At 50.0% G+C, this 24,044-nt stretch carries 10 protein-coding genes; 1 reads left to right on the top strand and 9 read right to left on the bottom strand.

Annotated elements, in window-relative coordinates; genetic code table 11:
• Positions 1-97: 97 nt before the first annotated feature.
• From MHN31_RS03670 to MHN31_RS03630, 9 genes are all read right to left on the bottom strand, one after another.
• Complete coding sequence (locus MHN31_RS03670) at positions 98-1,534, bottom strand: peptide MFS transporter (protein WP_138539366.1); 1,437 nt, start codon at positions 1,532-1,534, stop codon at positions 98-100.
• Positions 1,535-1,813: 279 nt separating this feature from the next.
• Complete coding sequence (locus MHN31_RS03665; RefSeq protein ID WP_239443466.1) at positions 1,814-3,022, bottom strand: DUF642 domain-containing protein; 1,209 nt, start codon at positions 3,020-3,022, stop codon at positions 1,814-1,816.
• A gap of 388 nt (positions 3,023-3,410) precedes the next feature.
• Positions 3,411-7,520 (bottom strand): poly-gamma-glutamate synthase PgsB, encoded by a 4,110-nt coding sequence (locus MHN31_RS03660; protein ID WP_239443465.1) that lies wholly within the window; start codon positions 7,518-7,520, stop codon positions 3,411-3,413.
• Complete coding sequence (locus MHN31_RS03655) at positions 7,510-11,838, bottom strand: hypothetical protein (protein ID WP_239443464.1); 4,329 nt, start codon at positions 11,836-11,838, stop codon at positions 7,510-7,512. The genes MHN31_RS03660 and MHN31_RS03655 overlap by 11 nt, the downstream gene beginning before the upstream one ends.
• The gene (locus tag MHN31_RS03650) at positions 11,826-12,584 is read right to left on the bottom strand and encodes a hypothetical protein (protein WP_125562423.1); all 759 of its coding nucleotides are present in this window, start codon (positions 12,582-12,584) and stop codon (positions 11,826-11,828) included. The genes MHN31_RS03655 and MHN31_RS03650 overlap by 13 nt, the downstream gene beginning before the upstream one ends.
• On the bottom strand, positions 12,574-14,871 hold the full coding sequence (locus MHN31_RS03645) for a hypothetical protein (RefSeq protein WP_194867689.1): 2,298 nt from the start codon (positions 14,869-14,871) through the stop codon (positions 12,574-12,576). The genes MHN31_RS03650 and MHN31_RS03645 overlap by 11 nt, the downstream gene beginning before the upstream one ends.
• Entirely contained in the window at positions 14,858-17,971 is a 3,114-nt protein-coding gene (locus MHN31_RS03640) for a poly-gamma-glutamate biosynthesis protein PgsC/CapC (RefSeq protein ID WP_239443463.1), read from the bottom strand. Before MHN31_RS03640 ends, MHN31_RS03645 begins: the two co-directional genes overlap by 14 nt.
• Positions 17,971-19,917, bottom strand: a complete 1,947-nt coding sequence (locus MHN31_RS03635; protein WP_239443462.1) for a hypothetical protein — start codon at positions 19,915-19,917, stop codon at positions 17,971-17,973. The genes MHN31_RS03640 and MHN31_RS03635 overlap by 1 nt, the downstream gene beginning before the upstream one ends.
• A gap of 49 nt (positions 19,918-19,966) precedes the next feature.
• Positions 19,967-22,180 (bottom strand): CapA family protein, encoded by a 2,214-nt coding sequence (locus MHN31_RS03630; protein ID WP_239443461.1) that lies wholly within the window; start codon positions 22,178-22,180, stop codon positions 19,967-19,969.
• A gap of 262 nt (positions 22,181-22,442) precedes the next feature.
• On the opposite strand from MHN31_RS03630, the gene tyrR reads away from it, so the two are divergent.
• A complete protein-coding gene (tyrR, locus tag MHN31_RS03625) occupies positions 22,443-23,999 on the top strand; it encodes a transcriptional regulator TyrR (RefSeq protein ID WP_010385077.1) in 1,557 nt (518 codons plus the stop codon).
• Positions 24,000-24,044 lie beyond the last annotated feature (45 nt).

Below are 24,044 nucleotides of genomic sequence, written 5' to 3'. Positions count from 1 at the left end.
TTTGCCTAGGTGTATCGTTAAGTTTACAAAAGAGAGTCAAAAACAGAAAAGCCGCACAAATTTAGTGCGGCTTTTTACACGAATCACAGAACGAAAATTACTGTCTTTCGCCCGAGATCTCTAATTCTTTCTCAAGATAATGCTCCTGAGTGTGTGGCTCGTCAGTGCTTCCCTCAGCACCATGCATCCAGTCAACCAGCTTATTACTGAGCAGGTACATCGCCAGAGCAGACAACAAGGCAGTCGCACCCAGGCCGATGAAAATGCTCATGGCGTTGTTCATTGCTTCCTGGCCTTCACCAATGAATGAACCAACGAAACCAGCGATCTTGTTTGCAACCGCTGTACACAGGAACCATAAACCCATTAATAGTGATGCCAGACGTAGCGGTGCAAGCTTACTTACCATAGATAAACCAATTGGTGACAGGCATAGTTCACCCAAAGTATGGAACAGGTAGAAAAGTACCAGCCACATCATGCTGATCTGTAAGTTGCCAGGATCGCTGCCTTCAGTGATAAGCGCCATCATCATGGTCAAAAAGCCCAGCGCCAAGAATACCAAAGCGATGGCGAACTTGACTGGCGAATTAGGCTCACGTTTGTCGAGTTTAAGCCAAATCATTGCCACCAGGGGTGCAAAAATAATAATGAAGATAGAGTTCAGAGACTGGAACCAGGAAGCCGGAATTTCAAAGCCCATCAGCATACGGTCTGTGTAGTCAGCGGCAAATAGGTTCATCAGACCACCTGCCTGCTCGAAGCCCATCCAGAAGATAATACTAAATACACTCATAGTGAAAATAACACGGATGCGGTCTTTTTCCTGGCTTGTTAGTGGCTCTTTGGTGTTGCTGTTAGATTGCTGCTGAGACAGCTTGGCAGCAGGCACCACACCGATGTCGCCCAAATATTTCTGGCTCAGGAGTAGTTGCATTACAACGGAGATCACCATACCGATACCCGCAGCGATGAAACCTGCTTGCCAGTTGATCTGTGCTGCAACATAACCAGCGATAATTGGACCCAGCGCGCCACCTAAGTTGATACCCATGTAGAAGATAGTGAAAGCACCGTCACGGCGTTTATCACCTTCCTGGTACAAATCACCAACCATAGTTGAAATGTTTGGTTTGAACAGACCATTACCAGCACACAGCAATGCCAGACCGACATAGAAAACTTGCTCTTCCATACCGGCAACCAGGCTGTGTGGTATACCCATGGTGAAGTGACCTGCGGCCATCAAGATACCACCCAGGATGATAGCTTTACGTTGGCCCATGACATTATCAGCCAGCCAGCCACCAATTAATGGTGTCAAATATACCGCCATGGTAAAGGTACCATAGAGGCTTAGTGCATCGGCATTGGTCCAGCCGAAGCCACCATTTTGTACTTGAGCAACCAAGTATAAAACCAGAATTGCACGCATACCGTAGTAGCCAAAACGCTCCCACATTTCCGTGCCGAAGAGTAAGAACAGGCCTTTTGGATGACCCAGAAACTCACCGCGATTAGGTAATGAATTCATATTATTCCCATTTCAATCAAATGTGTTGTGTTGGCCTTAATATTATCGATGCTGTAGGTACTGCTGATGACAGTATTACTCTGCATACTTTGAACGGGTGGCCAGTCCCCAAATGATTTACAAGTTAGTGCATTGTTGACTAACTATGCATTAAAAGCGCGTCAGTATACCTAGTGGGGTGGCGATGGGGAAGCCTTACCAGCTGGGTTAGACGCTTTTTGTATACAAAAAAACCAGCCGGTCTGGCTGGTTTTTGCGCATATAGAACAAATGTGCCGGTTATCGGCAGAAATTGTCGACAAACGTCAGGTCATTGATGTGCTCAGGACCTTCCATCACTAATGTCGCAACGGCGGTATTTGGATTGAGCTGCCAGATTTGTGCATTGCTGCTATCTTCACGACCAGATACATACAGTTCGCCACTGTCTGTGATTGCCAGGCCTGATGCCCAGTTCACGCCGTGTTCACCAATCTTCGTAAGTTCCATGTTACCTTCGTCAAGGGTATACAGCGCTTTGCCGGTTAAGACGTAAAGCACGTTCCCGTCTGCTGAGTAAGCAATGTCACCATGGCTGAAATCGTCACCTGAGTAAGACAATTTACCCAACACGGTTTTTTCACCGCTGGTCATGTCAAAGTCGTACATATAAGTCTTACTGGTGCTACGTAAAGAGATGCCGTCAGGCGTGACCGCAGAGCGGTACAAAGGCCATGATTTAGTCTCAGCTACGCTGTACTGCTGATTACCGTTCAGGTCCAGTGCCCACAGAGTAGACGCTTTAGTGCTGTTGTTGGTCTGTTCCATGAAGTACAGTACGCCATCTTTACTGGCGACATTCGAGGCGGTGTGTGTGACACCCGATACTGTGCTGTACTGACCTGCATCCAGGTCAAAATGGTAGACGAAACCGTTTTGTGCAGAGCCGTAGTTATTGATGCCAAACAGACCAGTTACACAATCTGCGGTAACAGACACATTGTCTAGTAATGCGCCGTAGGAATCTGAGTTACCTGCACCCACGAATTTCAGTGTACTTTCAGCGCTGTCAGCCGTCACTGTGATGGTGTAATGTTGCCAGCCGCGTTGTGTACCGTTTAGTTCCGCGATTACCTGGTCGTCCCAGTAAACGGTTGCTTTGTTGGTGTCTGCATTATTGGTAACACGCGGCGAGTAGTAGAAGCTCACGACATACTGCTTGCCCGCTTCAGTCGCAACACTTTGGTATGCACTGTAGTTACGGGTTGAGTCCAGCTCCAGGTATTGTTCACCATCCTGAGCCTGAATAAGGCCAAGGCGATTAGTTTGAATTTCAAATTTTGCAGAGCTGCGATTCCAGCCAGGTAGGGTTCGCATCAGGCTCCAGGAGCCGTTGATGGTATTTGATTGCTCAAAAGAACCGTTAGTGATCAGATTGTCACTGGCATTTGTAGCAAAGCTACTGATTAGGGCGGCACTCAGGCCAAGCGCGATAACTGATAATTTCATAGATATACTCCAGGGCTTCACTCTATTCGTGTAAATAAAATGTTATCCCTAATCAATTTTAACTAGTCCCATTTTCTTACTTTTACACGCTCTGGTCAATTACAAATCAAAAAATGACTGTTAGTTCCTATTTATGCCTCAATTTTAGAATATAAAAGTAGTACCAAAGGGTTGGTTTCTACACGCTGTGTTCCTAATACTTTTACATGTCATCTGATCTACTGTCGTTTCGCATTTTGCACATTTTTGCGTTTTGCATGTCCATCAGGGCCATTTGGCTTGGTAAATTAGCAAAATGCGAAAACAAACCATTAAGTGAGACGCTCAATATTGAAAGGAGCAAGGAGCGTGCCCACTTTTTATTTATATGGGTGAAGGTGGAGGTATGCTAATCCTGGCCGCGGTTAAGCCAGCGTTCTGTCAGCCAGCCAGGTTTTTGACCTCGGTTTAATGCGGCCAAAACCGTAATGGCGCGCTCCGGGGTGATCCGTTGCGATGCGATGTCCTCATATACCTGTTGCGCGGTTTTCTTGCGCTTAACGGCGGCGCCAGCATCCAGAAATGACTCCACGACTTGCAGTATAAAGCGGGTGAAGCCAGATAAACTTTCAGGGCCTGCAGCCTGATCATCACTGGCACTTTGCTGAGTGAGCCGCTCGGCCAGATGGCTGAGTTCGGCCTGGGCAAATTCGCTTTGTGCCTGAGGCAGTTTACTGAGGGTTTGTAGCATTTTGGAGAAATAGTCTCGCTCAATTCGATTGACTTTATCGAGTTGCGTGAGTTTATTCAGGTCGCGGCGAAACTGAGCATGGCTTATCTGAGGTTCGAGCAGCCGTTCACAGCTGGCATGCAGCGTATGCCAGTGCTGCCAGGCATAGACGTAATTGAGCCCGGGGCCTTTGATGTTTTGCATGCCCACAATTAATTGATGTTGGCCGGCCAGGCCCAGGCCAGCGATACGGTTGGTCAGATCGTCTGCGGTGATATGGGGATTATCCAGCAGCAATAACTTGCTATGCAGGATGCTGAACAGTACACGTTCCAGTTGTTTCTGGTGGCTCGTTAAATCCTCCAGGCTCAACAGTGACTGGGCCAGTTGCCAGTTTTGTATTCGCAGCTGGATAATGCGTTGCTGTACTTTATTGTCAATATGCTCGGTCAATGCAATACCCAGTAAATCTTCATCGTACAGGTGAGCGGTTTCGAGCCAGGGAGTGTCAAACAGGGCGTTCAGCTGGTCGATATAATGCTCAGGACTTGCATTATACTTCCACTGAGTCAGCAGACGCATCAAATCTTGTTTGTCGTTATTGCCAATTAGTCGGCTTAAGCGGGTATTCAGCGCTTGATCCAGGTAGGCCTCAAAGCCATCGACGTTACTACCAATCACCACAACATGATCGAAACTCAGATCTTCAATTAACAGTTGCGCAAAGACCTTTGAGCGTGCAACCCGGTCATTGCGGTTATTGAGCAGGGCAATGGTCTGTGTTTCGGGTTTGTCGTTGAGCTCAAATAAACCAAGGCGACGCCAGTTTTCCAGCGTGGCGAGGCGCTCATTCGCTGACATACTGTTGACAAACGATTGAGTTAGATGGTCCACCGGGGCTTTGGTAAAGTGCTGTAGTACTCCGACATCTGGCACAATACGTTCGGCGGTTTCTTTGTAGACATAGTCTTTGTCTATCCCTATATACTGGGCCATTTTACATACCAGTGCGATATTGTCCGGGTGCTCTTCATAAGGGTATAGAGCACGAATATCCGGGGTGATCTGAAAACCTTCCCCCCAGTGCAGCTGGATCAGTGTGGATTGCTTGTGTTCGGCTGCCCGGTTGAGGATGGGGGCCATGGTTTGTTCAGCAGTGAAAATCTGAGTGTGGCTGCCAATAAAGGCGGCCATTTCTTGTGCCACATCAACGCCGCTCGGGCCCAGAATATCCTCGTGATCCGGGTAGGTATTAGTAATGGTGGTGAAGTTGTCTCGCATCCAGCGGCGCAGGATCCGCACATATCTGGGTGTCAGGCCCATACACTCCCATAAAAAGACATCAGCGCGCACTGAGCGGGCAAAGGCCAGGACATCGCTCTGTTCCCAGATACTGGCTTTGTCAAAAGGCCGGAACAGGGGGAGCTCATATTGCTCTCCGGAGCTGCGCGCGAAAATCATCATGGCTTCACAACCGGTGGTTTTGGTGACTACGCGAAGTGCCAGACTACTGAATAGTGCTGCTTTGATCCGTTCTGTACCAGATTTCCCTCGTGTACCCCAGCCACCTATGGTAACGGGGATCTTCGCGCGATTAGTGCGGATTTTTCGATTCAGACGAACATGTCTCATCCAGAAATAGAGGATAAATGTCGACACAAAAAACACCAGCTGTCCGATGCTATTTTGGTAAATGGAATACAAATATTCCTTAAAGCTATAACCCAAATTGACTAACACACCTGGTATGCCGGCGCGAGCGAACAAGTTGGCAATACCAGACTCAACCTCAAAGGTACAATCCAGTTCACTGCCATAGGGCTTAAACTCCAGGCCAAAGCCGAGTTTACGTATTCGGGCCAGGTAGTTTTGCTGCTCAAGCGTATTGCCTTTTCGTAAGCCGTCTATGTCGGCGTACTGAATCGACAATTGCCAATAGGCGCGAACACGTTGCCAAAGATGTTTGGGTGGTGTCACGATTAAAATGCCATCGGGGGTGTAACTTTTCTTACTGGCTTTGATATTGTCCTGGCTCAGCACTGATAAGAGGTAGTCAGGTAGCGGTAAATGGGGACGTGCACTGGCCTCCTTGAGATGATAAAGCGCTTCGCCGGGTACGTTTGTTGCGCTGATCTCTGCGGTGGTGCAACTGGGCACATGCAATTGTGCTGACGGGATTTTGGCACTGGTATGACTAAAGCTTTGACGTTTATCGGTGCTTGGCGTGAAAAACTCATGCCATATACGCCAAAAACGGCGACGACGTTTGTAGCCAATTACAACCCGCCAGCCTTGTTTGTCCTGATAGGCGTTAAAGCTTTGCTCATGCTGCGCCAGCATACTGAGTGCGCGGCCGAGTGTGTCTTGGTCGATATCTGCTGGCAAATAAACGGTCTCGTGCTCAGCCAGACGCTGTGCGAGTTGCGCATGCAGGCTTTGCTGGGTGAAGCTGAATAACTGCTCACGGGTTCGTGTAATATAGCGTCGCACGGCCAGGTCAGGTTCACGCTCTAGCGCCTCATTCAACACACCTATATAGCGTTGCATCAACACCGCATCCTGATTTTTTGAGGTATCGTCCAGTGTTGCTTCAACGGCTTCATTTAGCATAAGTCTGGGGCTTTGTTCCAACAGTATTCGCTTAACTTCCAGACATTCCTCACCAAGGAGGTGGGTATACCATAACCCAAATGCATACTTGTTAGCAGAAAAACGGGCAGCGGTAAGCTGTTTAACCAGAGTGAAACGCACCGCATCGACCGTTTCATCCGCAAAACGTTTTTCAAGTAGTTCCATGGCCAGTGTATCGGGCAGATTGCGCAGTTGCTCAATACATACTTGCCGTACCCGGGCAAACGGATGCTGCGCCAACTCCCGAAGCAAGGGAATATCCCGTTCCTCCAGGGGGTATTTATTGGCGAGGATACGGGGCATCGCAGCGACAATAAACAGCTGATCGCTGTGCTTCTGTGCTGATGTAGTGCCACTGAGACTGGCTTCCACATAGGCCCACATGTAACTACGCACAAAGGTCGGACGCTGGTGGATCAGAATTTCCAGGATATCCACAACGGCCTGATAGGGCGTATTCTCGGCATCAAGTAACTCTATGAGCTCAGCAACCAGCTCGCTGTCCAGATCCGGATTGGCTTTACATTCATTGATCACGGAAACCTGATTGACCAGCGCACGGATCATCCCATGGCGCACATGTGCATTGTTACTGGTGGCCATCAGCCTCAGGAAGAAAGGTTGTAGATCTAGTTTTTTCCAGGCCTCATCCAGGTTATCTAGCGACAGCCTGAGATAGCGAATCGTAAGTGCACCCAGCTTGGCGATAAGAAACCTCAGATCCTGCTCTAAGTCGGCGACTAAGGTTTGATAGCGGCCGATAACGGCACCCTCATCAAACCAACGTGAGAATGCCTGTTTATCTTTTTGTAGCTGGGTGGTTGAGGCCCCCAGTGTTTCAGCATACTTGAGGATATGCAGTTGTTTTTCCGTGGCCAGCTCTGCTTTGCCAAGACGTTCTACAAACGACTGGTAATCAGCGTCGTGACCCTGAAGTTGTTCATGCAGGCGTTCAATTTTGTGGCGTAAAAAAGCAATGGTTTGCAATAGCTGCCAGTAGTTCAGTTGTTCGTCTTTTGGCTGGTTTTGTAATAGCTCCCAGCCTGCCAACTCCTCGAGCAACTGATGGTACTTATGGCGGTGCAGATTGAGCCAGAACTGTTCTGTATCGGCAAATAAGATAGCCTGAAGCTGGGTTTTTAATCGGTTATCGGCCATACAGGTCCTGCTCTAAGAAATGCGTTAGTTGCAGTGATTCAAAAATGATTTCGTCGTGTGCAAACGGGTCAAAGCCACTGCGTTGTAAATTACCCAAAGTCACTTCAAAACGAATGCTGTGGTTATTTCGGAACCAGTCTTGTGTCCAGTTCAGGCTGATCCAGCCAGCAGTGTGTTCACTGAAGTCAAACAAGGTTTGCCAGCCCAATGTCGTCAGATACTGCCAGGTCGCATTTGGCCGGTGGTCATCGGCAAATACATAGCTGCTGCTTAGCCCGGCAGAGAAAATATGGCCCTGATAATACTGCTGCCAGACTCCACTTAACGAAGCGACGTCCAGTGATGTCCAGTCCGAATTGGAGGTGGTTGTCAGTTGGGCACTGAGCTGGCTGTCTACTTTGCTCTGATGGCGGATGCGATAACCACCACGCCAGCCATCGCTGTGGTTGTAGCGATAAAAATTGAACATGGCATTACTGATGGTTTCGTCCGCCAGATAGTCTTCTTTATCAATGCTGGTGTAGTAATAAAAAGGTTGCCACCACCACTGGTGACGCCAGTGTTGATCCTCTCGCCAAATTTCGCCGATTGCGACAGTCCATTGACTGGTCAGGTGGGTTTCCCGACTCAGTGGTGATTCCTGCCAGCGATTGTACCACTGCGCTTTGGCAAACCAGTCGTCTTCATCATCAAGCCAGTCATACAAACCATTGATACTGAACGACGGTTCGCTGGTATTGTTCAAACGAAAAAAGCTCTCCAGTCGATACCAGTGCTGTTTATAGCGGTTACGCAGTCGAATACCCAGATCCAGCGTGTGCTCTGAGCCAAGCGGTTCACTGCTTTGATAGATGCCATCACGGTTATACTGCATCACCCCCTCAACGTGTGTGAGATTCCCATCGGCCTGCATAATGGCTTTATGATAGGTGTTCTCATTCCTGGTGTATACAAGCTCTGGCTGGGTCACCCTGTAGGGCTGCACGGGGGGAGCCACGGCCAGCTTGTGGCGATTGGGGTCCAGTTGCCAGCGATAGAATCTGGCCAGGCTCGCGGTTTGTGGGGCCAGGGTGAGTAAGCCGGCTGGGTAAAATCCGGATTGTTCGCGTCGTGCTCCCTGCTCCACATACTCCAGTTTAAGTACCGCATCTTGACTGAGTTTTGCCGTGATCGGATTGGCCTCGTCACCATAATAAAAGAGCTGTTCGGCGGCCAGTTCAATGGCCTGCCAGCGGCCCTGCTGATAGGCTTCGACTTCAACACTGAGTAATTGCGCGGCAAAAGGGTTAAGCCAGCGCAATGTCAGGCCCGGTGCACTCAGATCTGCGCGGGTTAACCCCAGTTCACTGCGATTGTTATCGAGACGCCACAGTAGGTTGCCAGCAATACGGTCAATACTGATCTGTGGGCGCTGATGCTGTTGCAGTAATTCAGCATTGGCAAAATGAAAGACCAGTCTGACTTGCAGTGATTGCAATTCACTCAGGTTAAGCGCCAGGCTATGATTCGGGCGCAAGATCAGCCCAGGCAGCGCATCGTCGCGGCTGGTATGGCGGCTAAATTGCTCAGCGGCACTGCGCTTTGACAGTGCTGATAAGTCGATAAGCTGGGTACCTGCATAATTTTGGTAGCTATTAAATGCCTCCCAGTGGCCAAAGCTTTGAATACGGCCATACAGTGTAGCTAATGACTCTGCTGGAGGGTGCTGCATCAACCTGGCTGATAAAGCCGTGAATTCATGCTCGCTGAGCGATTGAGTTTCAAGTCTTAACAGAGCATTAAGCAGCAGGTCGCGCTGTGTGGCCACCGTGCTTGCGCTGCCCAGTGGTGTTCGATATAGCAGGGATATAAAGTCTTCCTGCCACAGTGTCCCGGCCAGATCCAGAGCGTTGGTAATATTGTGTGAGGGAGGCAAAGCACTGAACTGAAGCAATAGTAGCTTTTCGCTGCTTAGGGTCAGTTGTTCGCCGGCACTCAGCGCAAAGTAGCCGGTACTGGCAATAGAAAGACGAGGTTGATCGTCCTCATCAATGTGCAATACGGTTGTCGCAGGTATGTCGTCAAATATCGGCATGATTTTACGCAGCTTAGCCTGGTGGGCATGTAACCAGGACATCTGGCTTTGCTCTGTCTCAATGGCTTTTGACCGGGCGCTGACTCTGATCACCATGGGTTGGTGGGCTGTGATAGTAATTGACTCATCCGCCAGTGGGTAGGCAGTGGTGTTACTGGTCTCGCTGAGCACGGTGCTGACGCCATGATGGCGCAGAGAATAATCAAGCACGGGCGGGTTACTGACTGGGTGCGTATACCCAAGTTGCGCACTCAAAGGTTGCAGCGTGTGATTGTCGTTGCGTGTGTCGTGGCCCAGCCACAGTGCATAAAGGTCTTGCTTGAGTTCGGCAAAACTGCTGATAAGTGCATCCCGGCACTCTGGTAAGGCGTTGCGCCACAGGCTGCATAATCCGAGAATGCTTTGAATGGCCTGGGCTTTTTGGTAATGCGCCAATAGCTGCTGGGCTGCATAACGTTGCAGTTCTGGGTATGGATGACCGAGCAGGGCGCCCAGATAGCGCTGGGCGGTATTGTGTTCTCCCAATGCCCAAAACGCGCTCAGGCGCAACTGCCAGGCTCGGATCACAACCTCCTCATGGGGACTGGTGATCAGGGCTTTCAGTAAAGGCAGCGCCTGTTGTGGGTCCTGGCTGACCAGCATTTCAGCCTCTCCCAGGCGAAAGTGCCAGTGGCTGGCACTGAGGCTGGTTGTGGTGTCTGCCTGCTGTGGGTGAGCGAGCACAAACCGGGATTGGGCTTGCTGATAGCTATGACCCAGGCGTTGTAGCTGTTGCTCCAGACGATAGGCAATAGCAGGACTTTTGTCTTCAAGCAAGCCTGGGCGCTGATATAAAACGGCGTTGTTTGGCAAAGCTTGCAGCTCCCTGACTCGGATTGCCAGGTCTACCTGTGCATCGTCACTAATCGTCACACTGACCTGACTGGCATCCAAAGGCAGAGGTAATGAAATCATGGTAAAGCGGTTGGACGGCAGCAGGTTTATTGTGTGCCGATAACTGTCAATGACCAGCGTCAGCTCTGCGGCATTGGTGCTGCGGGTATACAGTCTAAGCGTATCAGACAAGCGTGGTTGTTCAGGTAATTCAAATTGCACGGCGCCCGATACCGCATGATAGTGCAAAGTCTGGCGCTGCTCGGTGGCAAACAAGCGATCTATAGCCGGGCGGTAAGCATGTACAACGCTTTGCTCACTGAAATGGCTGGTGAAGGCGTTGTCTGATTTTTTGGGTAATAAAAAGCGCACGGTACCCAGTGTATCCTGGAGCTCGGACAGGCGTTGTCGCTCAAGCGCGCTGGCCAGTGCTGCATCGGCCGAGTGCAGCGATGAAATGTCATGGTGCTGGTAGACCTGTTCGAGGTGCCACTGTAAATTATCCGTCCAGTAAGGGTTAAACAAAGGTTCCGGCCAGGTTTGCGCCGCGTCGGTATCGTAAAGTCCTCGTTCCATGCGGACTAAATTCAGCAAAGTGTCACCCTGAGCCTCAATACGCAGGTAGTTACCTGCCTCAACCGCTATATAGTCGCTGCTACTCAGGCCAATGACCTGATCATTGCGCAATTTCACATCGTGAGTCAGATGGTATTTGCGCAGCTGAGGCGTAAACTCATCGGCAGGGGTGTCACTCAGCGATAGCTGACTGATAAGCGCACCATCCAGCCTGGCCGAGAGTACACCGGGCTGAGCTGGATCGGGCAGGATGCGCCGTGCGTTGAGCCTGAGTTTGGTGGCTTCTGTGAAAAATAATTGAATGCTCTGCCCATCATTTAAGCGATAGTGCGTAGTATGCGTTTGTGCTTCATAAAGCTGCATTGCCGGAAGCGCTAGTTTGACGGGGATGCGAAACGGGTCTCTGTGCCTGTGAAATAGACCTTGCCAGGCAGAGACGCTTTGTATTTCATCGGTTGGGTTATAAAAGCGCAGCAAGCGGGTCGTTGCAGTGGCTGGCAATTGACACTGGTGTTGTGTGCAGCGCATGTCGGCTTGGGTAACGCGTTGCATGGCATAGGGAGATTGCCCCTGCCACACTTGAATAGCGCGTGGCTGGTTTTCAAGGCTCAACCAGTGTCCGGCTGGTAGTAAAATCAAACGTGATTGTCTGGCATCCAGATTGACAGTCGCTGCGCTGCGCTGCAATTGTAGTGTGTCCGGCTGGTACCAGCTGGGTGCACTTTGCAGCGCCGCAGGCTTGGCCTGAGCGGGCAACAGACAACTTATCAGGAGCAATACAATCAAATAAGGCATAAAGTAAACTGTTCCATAATGTCGGGCTGTGCGACCAGTCGCTCGCGCATGGAGCGACTGATCTCAATATGAATAAAGTAGCCTGCCGGTAATCCCAGGCGGTGCATAACATTGCGTGTACCGCCTAATTCAGACACTTGCTGTGGGTACTGATAAGTATGCTCGCTCAGTTTTGATAAACACATCTGCAATTGTGACAAAGCGTCGGTACTTTGTCTGCCCTGGCTGATAATGAAATCCGCCTGGCGTGCCTGAGGCGTGCGACGTTTGCTTTGGCTGAAACCATGTAGCTGGTACAGGTGACTGGTTGGGTAACGTCGTGCAAACGCCTGTGCCGCTGCGGCGTGCAAGCCACTTGGACGATGCGAATAGTCCATGCTGTATAAGTCCGGGCTGGGCGCTTTGCGGTGCTCTGTGTTGATCACCAGCACCTGACATCGTGTAGCGAACACGGCTTTGCCTATTTTATCTGTCAATTGGTCATGAAACTTATGCGGCACAGATAGCATGCAGGCAGAGCCTTTGGGCCGGTAATATAAATCGCCGCCGCCAAATTGTGCGGAGCTGGCTTGCAGCATAATCAGACCTGGCTGACTGCGCAATTGCCAGGGAGGTAGCGTCATGGGCTTTGCAAACCAGTTGTACACTTGTTGCCAGCTGGGAGAGGGCAACTCAGCAGCGTCACTGGCAAAACCTTTGCCAGTAAGGAGCATCAAAAACAAAAACAGGTACGGTTTAAAATTCATGTTGCCACCATTGCGGTTGAGGAGGTGGAGTTGCATATTCTTCCAGTAAGGCAAACCACAGGGGTTGCTCCGCTGACACGATTAGCTGATTGAGCTGTTGTATATCCGTCCCGATTGTAAGCGTGACTGACGGGTAGGCGGTCAGGGCCGGATCTTTTGGGTGCAATAAGAATGCTGACTGCGCAAGATCAGGCGCCAGAGCATAGCGTTTGCGAGCAATACTGTACTCATCTGTCACCACCTTGCTGAATTGTCCGTCCAGCTGTGTATTGAGAATGAGTGGTGCGACAGGATGAGTGCCTCTGACGAAAGGCTTGATCACAATCGCCATTGGCTTGTCACGGCCTCGGTAATCTTGGCTTAAAGTCTGCCCGGGTTGTAGCTGAAATAGCCGTACTTTCCAGTAATCACGTGGCGTTCCCTGATTGATAAATAGTTGCAAAGCTGGGTCAGATAAGTCGGGTGCCTTGTCCAGCTGGTCGATTTCCTGCTCGGTGTAGCGGATCCCGGTATTACTGAGAGTGATGATTTTGGGCACGGGCGCTGCTACCAACTCAGTTTGCTGCATACTGAGTTGGGCGTCATACAGCTGTGCCAGATCAACGAGTGGTCTATACTGAAATGGTTCAGCCGGCTGTGGCAGTGCAAAGTACTTTGGCGGACTGTAAACCAGTGCAGTGTTGGAGACCGGTAAACTGACGAACAGAGCTTGTGATAGATAGCCGCTTTGTTTCTCCTCTACGGGGGGAGGCGCGCTGAATAACCGCACTTTGAGGATTAGTTGCTGCTCAATAAAGTGGAACTCATTGTCGGCACTTTGGCTGAACCAGGCGCCAACTTCGGTGAATCCATTTTGCGGTGCGTCACATAAGGTGGCACACACATAATTTTGGTGATGCATTGCACTATGTCTGCTTTGCAATTTCACGGCCACTGGATCTGCGCTACTCACTGTTACTCGGTGTGCCTGATGGCTCAGGCGCAGATAGCGTTTTTCGCTGTCCGTAATGGCTTCGCGGCGGGTTTCCGGGGTGATCAAACGGTCAAAACCACTGTTCAGCCCTGTCAGGGTTAACGTTTCTGAGCGCAGTAGCTGTTGCTCGGCATCATACACGCTGAGCTGCACTGAGCTGCCTGGGGCACCTCGCATATCGAGTTGCAGATCGCTGCCACCTTGCACAGTGTATTCTGCCTGGTTCGCTTCGTTAAGGTGGTAGTAATAGCTGTGTAAGGGCGCAATCACCTGCTCCAGCTCATTGCGCCACGTGGTGATCATCTCCACACGGGAGCGGATCACCAATAGCCCCGGTTGCATATCTGGCAGCAAGAAACGTGTGGAGTCATCGGTGCTAACTGGCTGCAGTGTCAGCGGTGCCTGCTGCTGGGTGAGATCATACCATGTCAATTGCAGGTCTTTTATATCTCCCTGGGTTTGTAAAATCACATCACCGGCTTCAGACAGGCGGATTGAGGCGGCGAGGCCGGGTCGCGTATAGTATCCATCCAAATCAAACTGTTCCGCGGAAAAGTCATAGGTAATAACGTTGTATGGCAGCGATTCATAGAGAATGTCTGCGTCAAAGTCGATCCCCGGGATCCCCTGTGGTGCGAGTTTGCGCCAGTCGTACGATACCGCATTGGCTATTTGCTGCGGCTGTAAGCCGCTATCGCCCAGTGTATGATAACTGGTCATACGCTCCCGCCATTGCTGGGGCAGCTTAAGCCAGGTGCGTGTTACATCATCCGCGTTGGTGGGCGTTTTACCATGGATACGGACCACCACGCCGCGCAGGCTGGGCTCTTCCGGAATGAGCCGCAGCGAAATTTTACTGGCTCGCGTCAGTTGTTGCCAGTCGACGTAAAACGACTGACCGGAGGTGACAGCCAGTGCCTGTCTGTCTTCAATTAGTTGCTTAACCTGTTGCTCACCTTCTTCAAGCGCAAGTTTGGATGCGTGGTGATAGGTGTGCATTTCCAGCTCGTTATCCTGACTGTCCAGCAGCCGGTATTCAATTGCATAATTGATAGGCTTATCAAGCACGGTTTGGCTGGCAAAAATGGCATTCGACAGTACTCGAATAGCCACAGTTCGTGACGTTGGGAATGTATAAATAAGCGGTCTATCTGGGCTCAGCCAGTGCACCACAGAGCGGGTTTCCTCTTCGCTGCGTGCAGCTATTCGCTCTGCCGAATTCAACCATACATATAGATGCAGTGCGACCCGATACCCCGCGGCCAGCAAAAGGATGATGAGCAGAACCTGGAGGATGCGTTTAATCCAATACATTCGGGCCTCCTTGCATCATTTCCTCAAGCGCTTCCAGGGTAATAAGCCGGTTACGCTGAGCAAGGTATACTGCAGCGGTTTTACCTGCTTGTTGTACTTGTAACCCAAGCAGCCCATTGTCGGTAAGCCGGATAGCCTGTAAATTGCATCGAGGCAAGTTCTGGCAGAGCGCATTTAACCAAGGCAAGTGCTGGGTTTTTGCATAGCGATCCAGGGTTATATCAAGCCTCTGTTTTTGCTCATCTGATAAGCTGACCCAGTCACCCGGGCCGGTCGCAGCGAGGCGTACTTGTAAGAATTTGGGTTGGGCGGATACTGCGAGTAATCTCTCCTGCAGTGCCTGCTCCGAGACGGCGTAGTGTTGCTTAAAGTCGGAGGCCAGCCAAAGAGTTGCCAGTTCACTGCCCGGGCTAAACAGGCGATAACCCGACTGCGGAGATGAGCCGATTTCCAGTCCTCGAGTAGCAATTTGACCCGCTACTTTCTCAACACTGATCCCAAGCCGTGCCATGGCTTTATGTAGGGCATTAATGGTTGAAGTATGACGAAAATCCGGCTGAGTGAACTGATAGGCGATAGCGCTGGGGCGGATCTGTGATGGTGCGCTGTGACTGCGTACCTGCAAACTTAAAACAGACATACTGGGGTTATGTCGTACTGCGCTTTGATGTACCACATTATATAAAGTTCGTGTGTTAGTGGGAGACATCACGTTCGCTTCTTCGCTGGCATAGGGGTGAGCGCCGGCAATGAGCAGCGCCCTGGCACCACTGACCTGAAACAGATCCGTGGCAAATTGCAGGGTGTTACTCTCGAATAGTGGCCTCGGTACCTGAATGGTCAGCGGCTGTGTGGTATTGAGGTTAATGGCATAAAACCCCTGACCCTGCTGATAGTAGCCAATTTCAGGCAATGGGCTGATGACTACCAGGCGCTGGACACTGTTGATGATAAGTTGCAGACGATAGCCTACCATATTGGCGAGTCGGTTTAGCTGTTCCAGTTGGTTCAGATCATCGTCCTCTAATGTTCTAGAGCGCAACTGATGGGACAGCCTGAAGAGGGGCTCAAGTACTTCATACTCCCATAACGCTGCTTCATTTTCTTCTAGCATACGAAAATGGCCACTGCCTTTGGCACTGATGTGCTGTGAGAACTCGGTGACCAGGTCTTCGAGTGGCAGGTTGAGCCGCTCTACGGGATATTGTGGTGCATTTGCGTTACTCCTGGCGGTGTGCGAGAGCAGCGTGGAATAACTCAGGTTATCGAAAAAGGTCTCCAACATGGCACCCTGATAGCCTGGGTAGGGCAGGTTGTCTTCACTAAGCAGCCCAAACTGACTGCGGTCAAAGCCTAATAACCGGGTGAGCTGACGTTGCGACAGTGAATCGGGCAGCTGATTGTAGATCCAGAACTGACTTTGCTCGCTAAACCGGGTAAGCCGAAGCTGAGGCCGTGTATACTGGTTGACGGCACGCAGCTGCAACACCTGATCCGTGTTCAGTGCTGCAATAAAGGCCTGGTAATAGGCACTTTGCGGTCGTGTTTGTTGGCTGGCAGCAGACGGTGTTACGCGGGTGCCGAGTGCCAGGGCACTGCTGCCTAAAATGGCAAAGAGTTGCCCTGCGGCATCGCCCGCTAAACGCTCACTGGTGGGGTATGGCACAGTTACTATGTGTTCTCGTACCGGAGATTTGGCGAGGGCAAACAAGCCCCTTGGATGCGTTGCCTGGGCGTCTTTAATCACTAAAGTGGCTGGATTATCAATAAGCACAAAGCCCAACTCTGCGAGTACCTGTGCGGCACGGCGTTGGGTATCCGGATCCTGGCGGTTTTCATTCAATAAGCGAATGGCGCCCCGGAAGCGCTGCAATTGCTGCGCCTGCTGATAATGGCTGAGATTCAGTAAATCATACCGTGCTGTGTACAGATAACTTTTGTATTCACTAACATGGTGACTCAGTGGTGCACTTTGGGCCTCATCTACTGATACGGGTTGTGCCGGGCCCTGAACTAAAGAAGGCACAAACATGATAGCGAAACCAATGCCGAAGGCCAGCAGGCCACCGACCATAGAGGTCTGAAAGGTCGCACGCAGTACCAGGCCGAGGGCGTTCTTCTGGAAAATTTTGAGTGCCAGCAAGGTTGATAGCATATAGCCAAAGGCAAATGTATCAGTGGCTTTGAGGGTAGGGAAGTAATCCACCACAAAGTAATTTAAAACCAGTTTATATACAAAGCCGATGTTAAAAAACAACAATAGTAGCCGAGCACCTTCAAAATTAGCATGCTTGAGCCGGGTAAAATTGAGCAATATCGCGCCGAGTGACAAAATCACTGTGGTTTCAATGAGCGTTGTTAGTAGCTTGCTGGGTTGCATCAATTGCAGTGCCAGTAGTGCCGGGAGCATAATGCCATTGAACTCCCAGCCATAGCGAATGTTAGCCCGGGAGGCCAGAAATGCGGTGATCACCAAAATGATATAGGCTTTGGGCGCAGCCAGAATCGAAGCGGCGACCGCCTCATACATAATGGCAAGATTAGCGATACTGAAATTGGTAAACGGCATCAGCACAAAACGCACTAACACAAAGGTAATAGCAAGCTGGATCAGCGTGACGCGCATGCCATAACGAAAGCCGCCATTCCACATTACGTTAGCGGTGAGGGCGATGATCACTAGGCCCAGGCTGTATAGCTGTCCTGCGTAATCAAAAGTAACGTCCCATAACGCCAGTATCTGACCTATCTGAGGCCAGAACAAGGTGTCCATAAACACGCGAACGAGAATACTGATCAAAATAATGGCAAAGAAACGGTCCCGGCCAAACATCTCAGCGTAGCCCAGTCGTTCCATCACCACTTTGGCACTGAGACGCATGAGCACGTAAACCACAATGGCCTCAATGATGATAACGATGGCTGAGACAGGGCTGACAATCAGCAGAGGTACCAGATAGCCGGGCACTACCAGACCGGTGAGTGGAAAGCCAAACCGCAAGTTCAGCATGCATACAACGGCAATCCCCACCCAAACAGTCGTTATGACAGACTGGCCGAGTCCGCTTCCATCCGGAAATAGAGGTAACACCCACTCCATTACAGAATGTGCTCCTCATTGGTGTCTTCACCGCTGTCTGGGGTTGCAGACGCGAGCTGGTCTAACAGCGCATGAGGATCCTCCAGCTGCTGCAATAAAGTGGTAATGTCGATGAACTCAAACAAGATCCCCGCAACAGAGAAAGGTTCGCCTATGGTACTGCTTACCTGGCTGGCTGACAGTGAGCGAATATTCAAAATATAGGTATCGTTACCAAGTGTGGCGGGCAAAAATAGCTCGCCTTGTTGTAGGGTCAAATAGCGCAATTTGCCTTTTAGTTTTTCTTTTGACATCGGAGTGATTTTATCCAGCAGATCTAATGCTGTCATCTCGAACAGGGCCAGATGATGCTTTTTAGCCAGTTGTTCCAGCGGCTGGTTAGTTTGAACCACCTGGCCAAACAAATTAAACAACACCGCGGCGGTTCGGATCTGATTGAACACTTGCTCGAGCGTGGATAATTTTTGTTCCATTTCGCCAATGGCTGATTTTACTTTCTGGCTGAGTGGTTTCTCCAGTGTCAGCGTTAGTGCCCGGGTTAATGGGCTCAGCGATGCCCGTTGCTGGTTTTGCAGCATTCTGTAATGGAACAATAGCTCGCCAATCTGGCTGGCAAACCGATTGACATTTTTAACAAAGGCCTTTTCATCAAATTGTTCGTTGGGTATCACTGTCATAGCCCAAAAGCCGCGGACATCACCCGCATACATCAAAGGCACAACAAACTGGCGCTCCAGCTCCTGAAGGCCACTGAAAAAGGGTCGACCCGTTTGTACCGCACCAAACGCTTTGATGGCATCAGAGTAGGGAGGACGTTGGTAATCCCGGCGCTGTTCAACAATGTCTTCAATATGACAGTTAATGGCACGGATCTCTTCGAGTCGATGATCACCCTCAAGACGTGCTAGAAAAATTGAACGATTAAGGGCAAGCTGTTGATTAACGAGTGTAATTATGGCGTCCCAGGGAGTGCTCTCTGTGCTGAACGAGCGGGGCAGGTAGCGCCCCATCATACGTTGATGGACATTGGCAATAAGCTCTAACAGCTCATTCTCCTCAAGCCATTTGCGCGAGAAGAACACCCACAACATAGTCATCACATTGATCACCAATAGTTGACCAATAGGCAGCAGGTAATGCAGCGATAACATTACCACATAGCTGCTCAGTAGGCCGACAACGGATAAACTGACCGCGATAATGATGCTCAGGGTAAGCGTATTTTTTTGATAAATAATGAGTAGCAAGGCTAATAAGCTCAGCTGTAAAGCAATAGACTGCCATTGCGCCAAGCGGGTGACTAATTGCCCCTTCTCCAGGCTATCAGCGACATAGGCATGCAGATAAACCGGATTACTGACACCACGTAATTTAGGCGCGCGTAGCGGTACGCTGAAGCCTAACTGTTGCTGGGCGATTAACACGACTTTGCCTTCCAGCTGACTGGGTAGCACATCTCCTTCGAGTAATCGGGTACTCGAAAATTTGGGTAAGGCACTGAGGGAAAGCGCAAAGTTGAGTAGTTTACCGGTGTTAAGATGCTGCGGCCCATAGAGGCTTTCCCAAACATTCTGACATTGCCCTGCCGGTGCGCTGAGCACCATGTTGTAACCAAGCCAGGGTTGTACGGCTGGCAGGCAATAACGCGGATCGGCAAAGGGGAAGTACACGTTGGCAAAGGACATGCTTTGCTTAGAAGCAACATCAGACAGTACCACGATGGCGGCCACATCCTGTTTGAGCAATTGACTGATCAGATCGGATTGTTGCTGTTGTAAGTGCGCCGATTCGATCACCACAACCTCACTGCTTTGTTGCTCAAACAGTTGATTAAACTGACTATATACATAGGCGTTCAGGCGTGCGAAAGAGCCGTGTACGGCAATCACCAAAACCACCAAAAATAGAAGTAAAATCGACCAAAATGGCTTTTGCCGTTTGATCATAAAAACTTGTTGTTTGAGCGACACACGCCCCCCGAATTAGTATGGCTAATTAGTTGTAAGCAGAAAAATGCAGTGTCACCGTGATGTCACTGCTCGTTTGTAGCATGAGAAAATCCATCCCATGCATACCTTCTGCTTGCCATAACCCATTGTTGAGACTAAGAGGTTTTTGCCAGGAGATCAATGCAAGTTGATCCAGCATCAGGGTTGCTTCGCCTTCTTTCGGCGGTGCGTGTTTGAATGCCAGTTTGACTGCACGAGCAGGCAGCAGCTCCGGCCCCAAAGTTTGGCTGTCATCTGGCAGAGTAATATCATGCCGAAAAGTCTGCCAATCATAGCTTCCCGATCCAATCAGGTTGACTTCTTCGCTGGAAAACTCCAGGTTGTCTTCAGCGGTGACTATGGTCAGTTCGGCACTGACAGCGCCAGCATTGTCGCCTTTTGCATACCCAAACAAGCTCATGTCATGGTAGGCTTCAAGCGTTGATTCTGCAGGTGTAATGGGCATAGTTCGCAGCGTTTGTTTAAAAGGCATACGCAGGGGACGATTGTTAAACTGGGTGCGTGACAGACACATGCCCTGTAAACCTCGCATCGCGCCCGTCAGGCAAGGGGTGATGTCATCGCTCTCATGTTCCCAGCGCGTCACTTCATTGGTGTCGTTGTCATTGTCCCAGTCTTCAAAGTCCCCAAACCACATTAAATCTCGGCCCAGTGTCATCTGAGGCGCACCTGTACTGCTAATTTTACTGACAAAGGCACTGCTTGGTGCATATTCCCGAAAATCAATAATGTGGTCGCCAGCAGAGAGCGTCAAAGTCACGGTTTCGACCTCTTGCGGGCTGGGTGCGTTCTGAAAATAGACATCGCCAAAACCTGGGCCTGGAACAATCGCGACCTCTGAGCCTGAGAACTCAGCCAGTCGGCGGATCAGGTAATCACTTAAAAACCCACCGACCAGTTTGGGTTGATAATCTTCCAGATAGACAGGATAGGCTTTGGCTGATTGTGTTTTCGGTGTCTGAGTAGGGTCGATACGAACGGAAACGGCGACCCCCAGCAAGGTTTCGTGGCGGTTTTGTTCAAAGACAAAATTCCCTAACCCAAGTAATGTGGGCACACCATTATAAAGAGCAAAGCCCTGCGCAACATGCGGGTGGTGCGCGATCATGAGATCTGGATCACGACGGCTGACAAACTCAAATCGGTTATCAATGTAGCGAGTTGGAGCATAAGAATATTCATCCCCCCCATGCAACTGGACAATGGCATAATCACTGTTGTCTCTCGCTTGCTCGACGGCGGCTCTGAGCGTTGTACTGTCGGTCAGATCAGCAGCGCCCCCTTTATTGGCGGTGGCGATGTAAGTAATAAGGTGGTCATCTCCAGTGATTGAGGTGGCTGAAACCAGGCCCAATGTGGTGCTTCCTACGTCCACCAGACGGGGGGCATAGGCTTCAGTGGCATCATTACCGGCACCACTGTGGCTGAACCCGGCCTCCTCGACGAATTGTATGGTATCTTCCAGCCCTCGCTGCTGATAATCAAATACGTGGTTATTACCCAGCGCAACATAGTCGATGCCAATTTCTGTTAGTCCCTGCAGCGTTTCGGGCAATGAGAAAAAAGCAAATTCTTTACTTGGGTGCACAGTCGTTGGTGTCGCCAGTACTGGAGATTCGAGATTCACGGACGCAAAATCGGCACTCGCCATAATGGGTTTCACGAATTGCGTTAAGGCAATGGCACTGCTTGCGGCATTGGAAGGACGAATAATGGCGTCTTCTACGTCGGGTACCAGATTGCCCATGGTTGTTAAAGAGGGATCCATATAGCGACGACCAAACATAGTGTCCCCACCAAACATCAACTCACTGCTGGTGGCACTGACCTGCTTTAAACGCACGGCTAATGGGGTTTCTTGATAGTCACGGCTGTCAACGGTAATGACGGTCCGCTCATACCCTGACTTAGTCAGGGTCAATGTCACCATCCCAGCATCAAGCTCAGTCAGAGTCAGTTGGCCTTGTTCGTCAGTGCGGTACTGTTTACCTGAGAGTTGTACGGTGACATCCGCCAGCACCGCGTCGTTCGCCCCCTGCAGTGCGAGGTTTAAACCTCGAGGCTGCGCTTGTTGTTCCTGTTGCTTTTGTTGCTCTTGTTGTTGTGCTTGTGTTGGGCCTGTCTCGTACGGGTCTTCCACCGAACAAGCGCTCAGCAGGTATATGACTGGAACAAATGGAAGTAATTTGTAAATATTCAAGGTGGCCCCTTAACCTGTACGGCTTAATAACTAGGTCTTTAGTATTATAAATTGATTGTTAACCTTACTGCAATCGTTAACTATTAATATTACGGCCTTTAAAGCCTGCATTTTACTGCTTACTTTATAGGAGTAAGAGATTATTTTTATTATAGTTGTTCTAATCAAAATCTCTGTCCAAAATTGTTTACGTTTTGCTAGTCTGGGGTCTATTCTTAGAGTATGATCCCGGCAAAAGGTAGAAAACCGTTTTGAGGAACAAATGCGTTTAGAAATTCACTGTGCCGATCGGATCGGTATTGCGCAGGAAATTTTGAATATCCTGGTTAAGTACCGGGTAGACTTAAAAGGAATAGAAGTTGATTCCGTTAATTGCAGAATGTATGTGAGTTTCCCCCCCATTGAATTTGAACAGTTTCAGAAAATCATGCCTGAGATTCGACTGATAGATGGGGTAGAGGATGTCAGAACAACCGCTTTTCTGCCTTCTGAGCGTGAGCATAATGAGCTTAACACCTTATTAAGTGCGCTTCCCGATGGGGTGATTTCCATTGACGCAAAGGGGTGGGTGCGTCATTGCAACGATGCCGCTTGTCGTGATTTGAATCAACCTGAACCTGATATTATCGGCGCAAATATTAATAACCTGTTGAAAGGGTTTAACTTCACTCGCTGGCTGGAAGGCAAAGACGTGCTTGGCCAGACAACGCGAGTAGAGGTCGGGGGGGAAGACTTTATTGCCGATATCTTGCCTATTTCTGTACCGCAGGGCCCCGAGGGCGATGTGCTCGCCGGCGCTGTTATTAATATTAAGTCACAAAGTCGGCTTGGCCAGCAGGTCAGTGCATTTCGTCGTTATGGTCAGGAGAGCTTTGCGGCTATCCATAGCCAAAGTACCGCTATGCGCCGCGTCGTGCGTGAAGCCCGTAAAATGGCTCAACTCGAAGCGCCGATATTAATTACCGGCGAAACCGGTACAGGTAAAGAGTTACTGGCCCGGGCCTGCCATTATGCTTCTAATCGTTCATTGAAACCTTTCATTGCATTGTCGTGTGCTTCACTGCCTGATGATGTCGCAGAATCTGAGTTATTTGGTTATGCCGGTTATGAGGAAAATAGTGCACCGAAACGTGGCGTTTTAGAGCAGGCAGACGGGGGAACTGTGTTCCTCGATGAAGTCGGGGAAATGTCAACTCAGTTGCAAACCAAATTACTACGCTTCTTGCAAGATGGTACATTCCGCAAAGTCGGCGATGAAAATGAAGTTAAGGTTAACGTGCGTATCATTGCGGCGACACAAAAAGACTTGCCCGCTATGGTTCAGGAAGGCAGTTTCCGTGAAGATCTCTATTATCGCATCAATGTGCTGACACTGGAGATTGCACCGCTACGAGATCGTAAAGCTGATATCAAATCGCTTGCAGAGCACTTTATTCAGAAGTATGCGCAGCAAAGTGGCCATGCGACACCGGCTCTGGATGAGGAATGTTTGCAATTCCTCGAACAATACCCCTGGCCGGGGAACGTTAGACAGCTTGAAAACGCCATATACCGGGCTGTTTCTATGCTGGACGACAACGAATTACGCATTGAGCACTTGCAGCTACCAACCTTTACCCATGATTTGGGTTATCTGGAGTCTGATTTTGAAGGGACGCTGGAACAGGCGGTTAAACGGTTTGAAGCGACCTTATTAAGAAAGTTATATCCGGCTTATCCCAGCTCGCGCCAGCTTGCAAAGCGTCTTGGATTGAGCCACACCGCAGTAGCAAACAAGCTGAGGGAGTACGGGATTAACCGTAAAACCGTCAAGGTATAGCAGGTGGGGATACTATCATCCCCATTTTTTGTTGGATTTAGCGTG

The organism is Pseudoalteromonas sp. McH1-42, from assembly GCF_022347845.1.
GTDB classification, from domain to species: Bacteria; Pseudomonadota; Gammaproteobacteria; order Enterobacterales; family Alteromonadaceae; genus Pseudoalteromonas; species Pseudoalteromonas rubra_D.
This window is presented reverse-complemented; position numbering and strand designations above follow the sequence as displayed.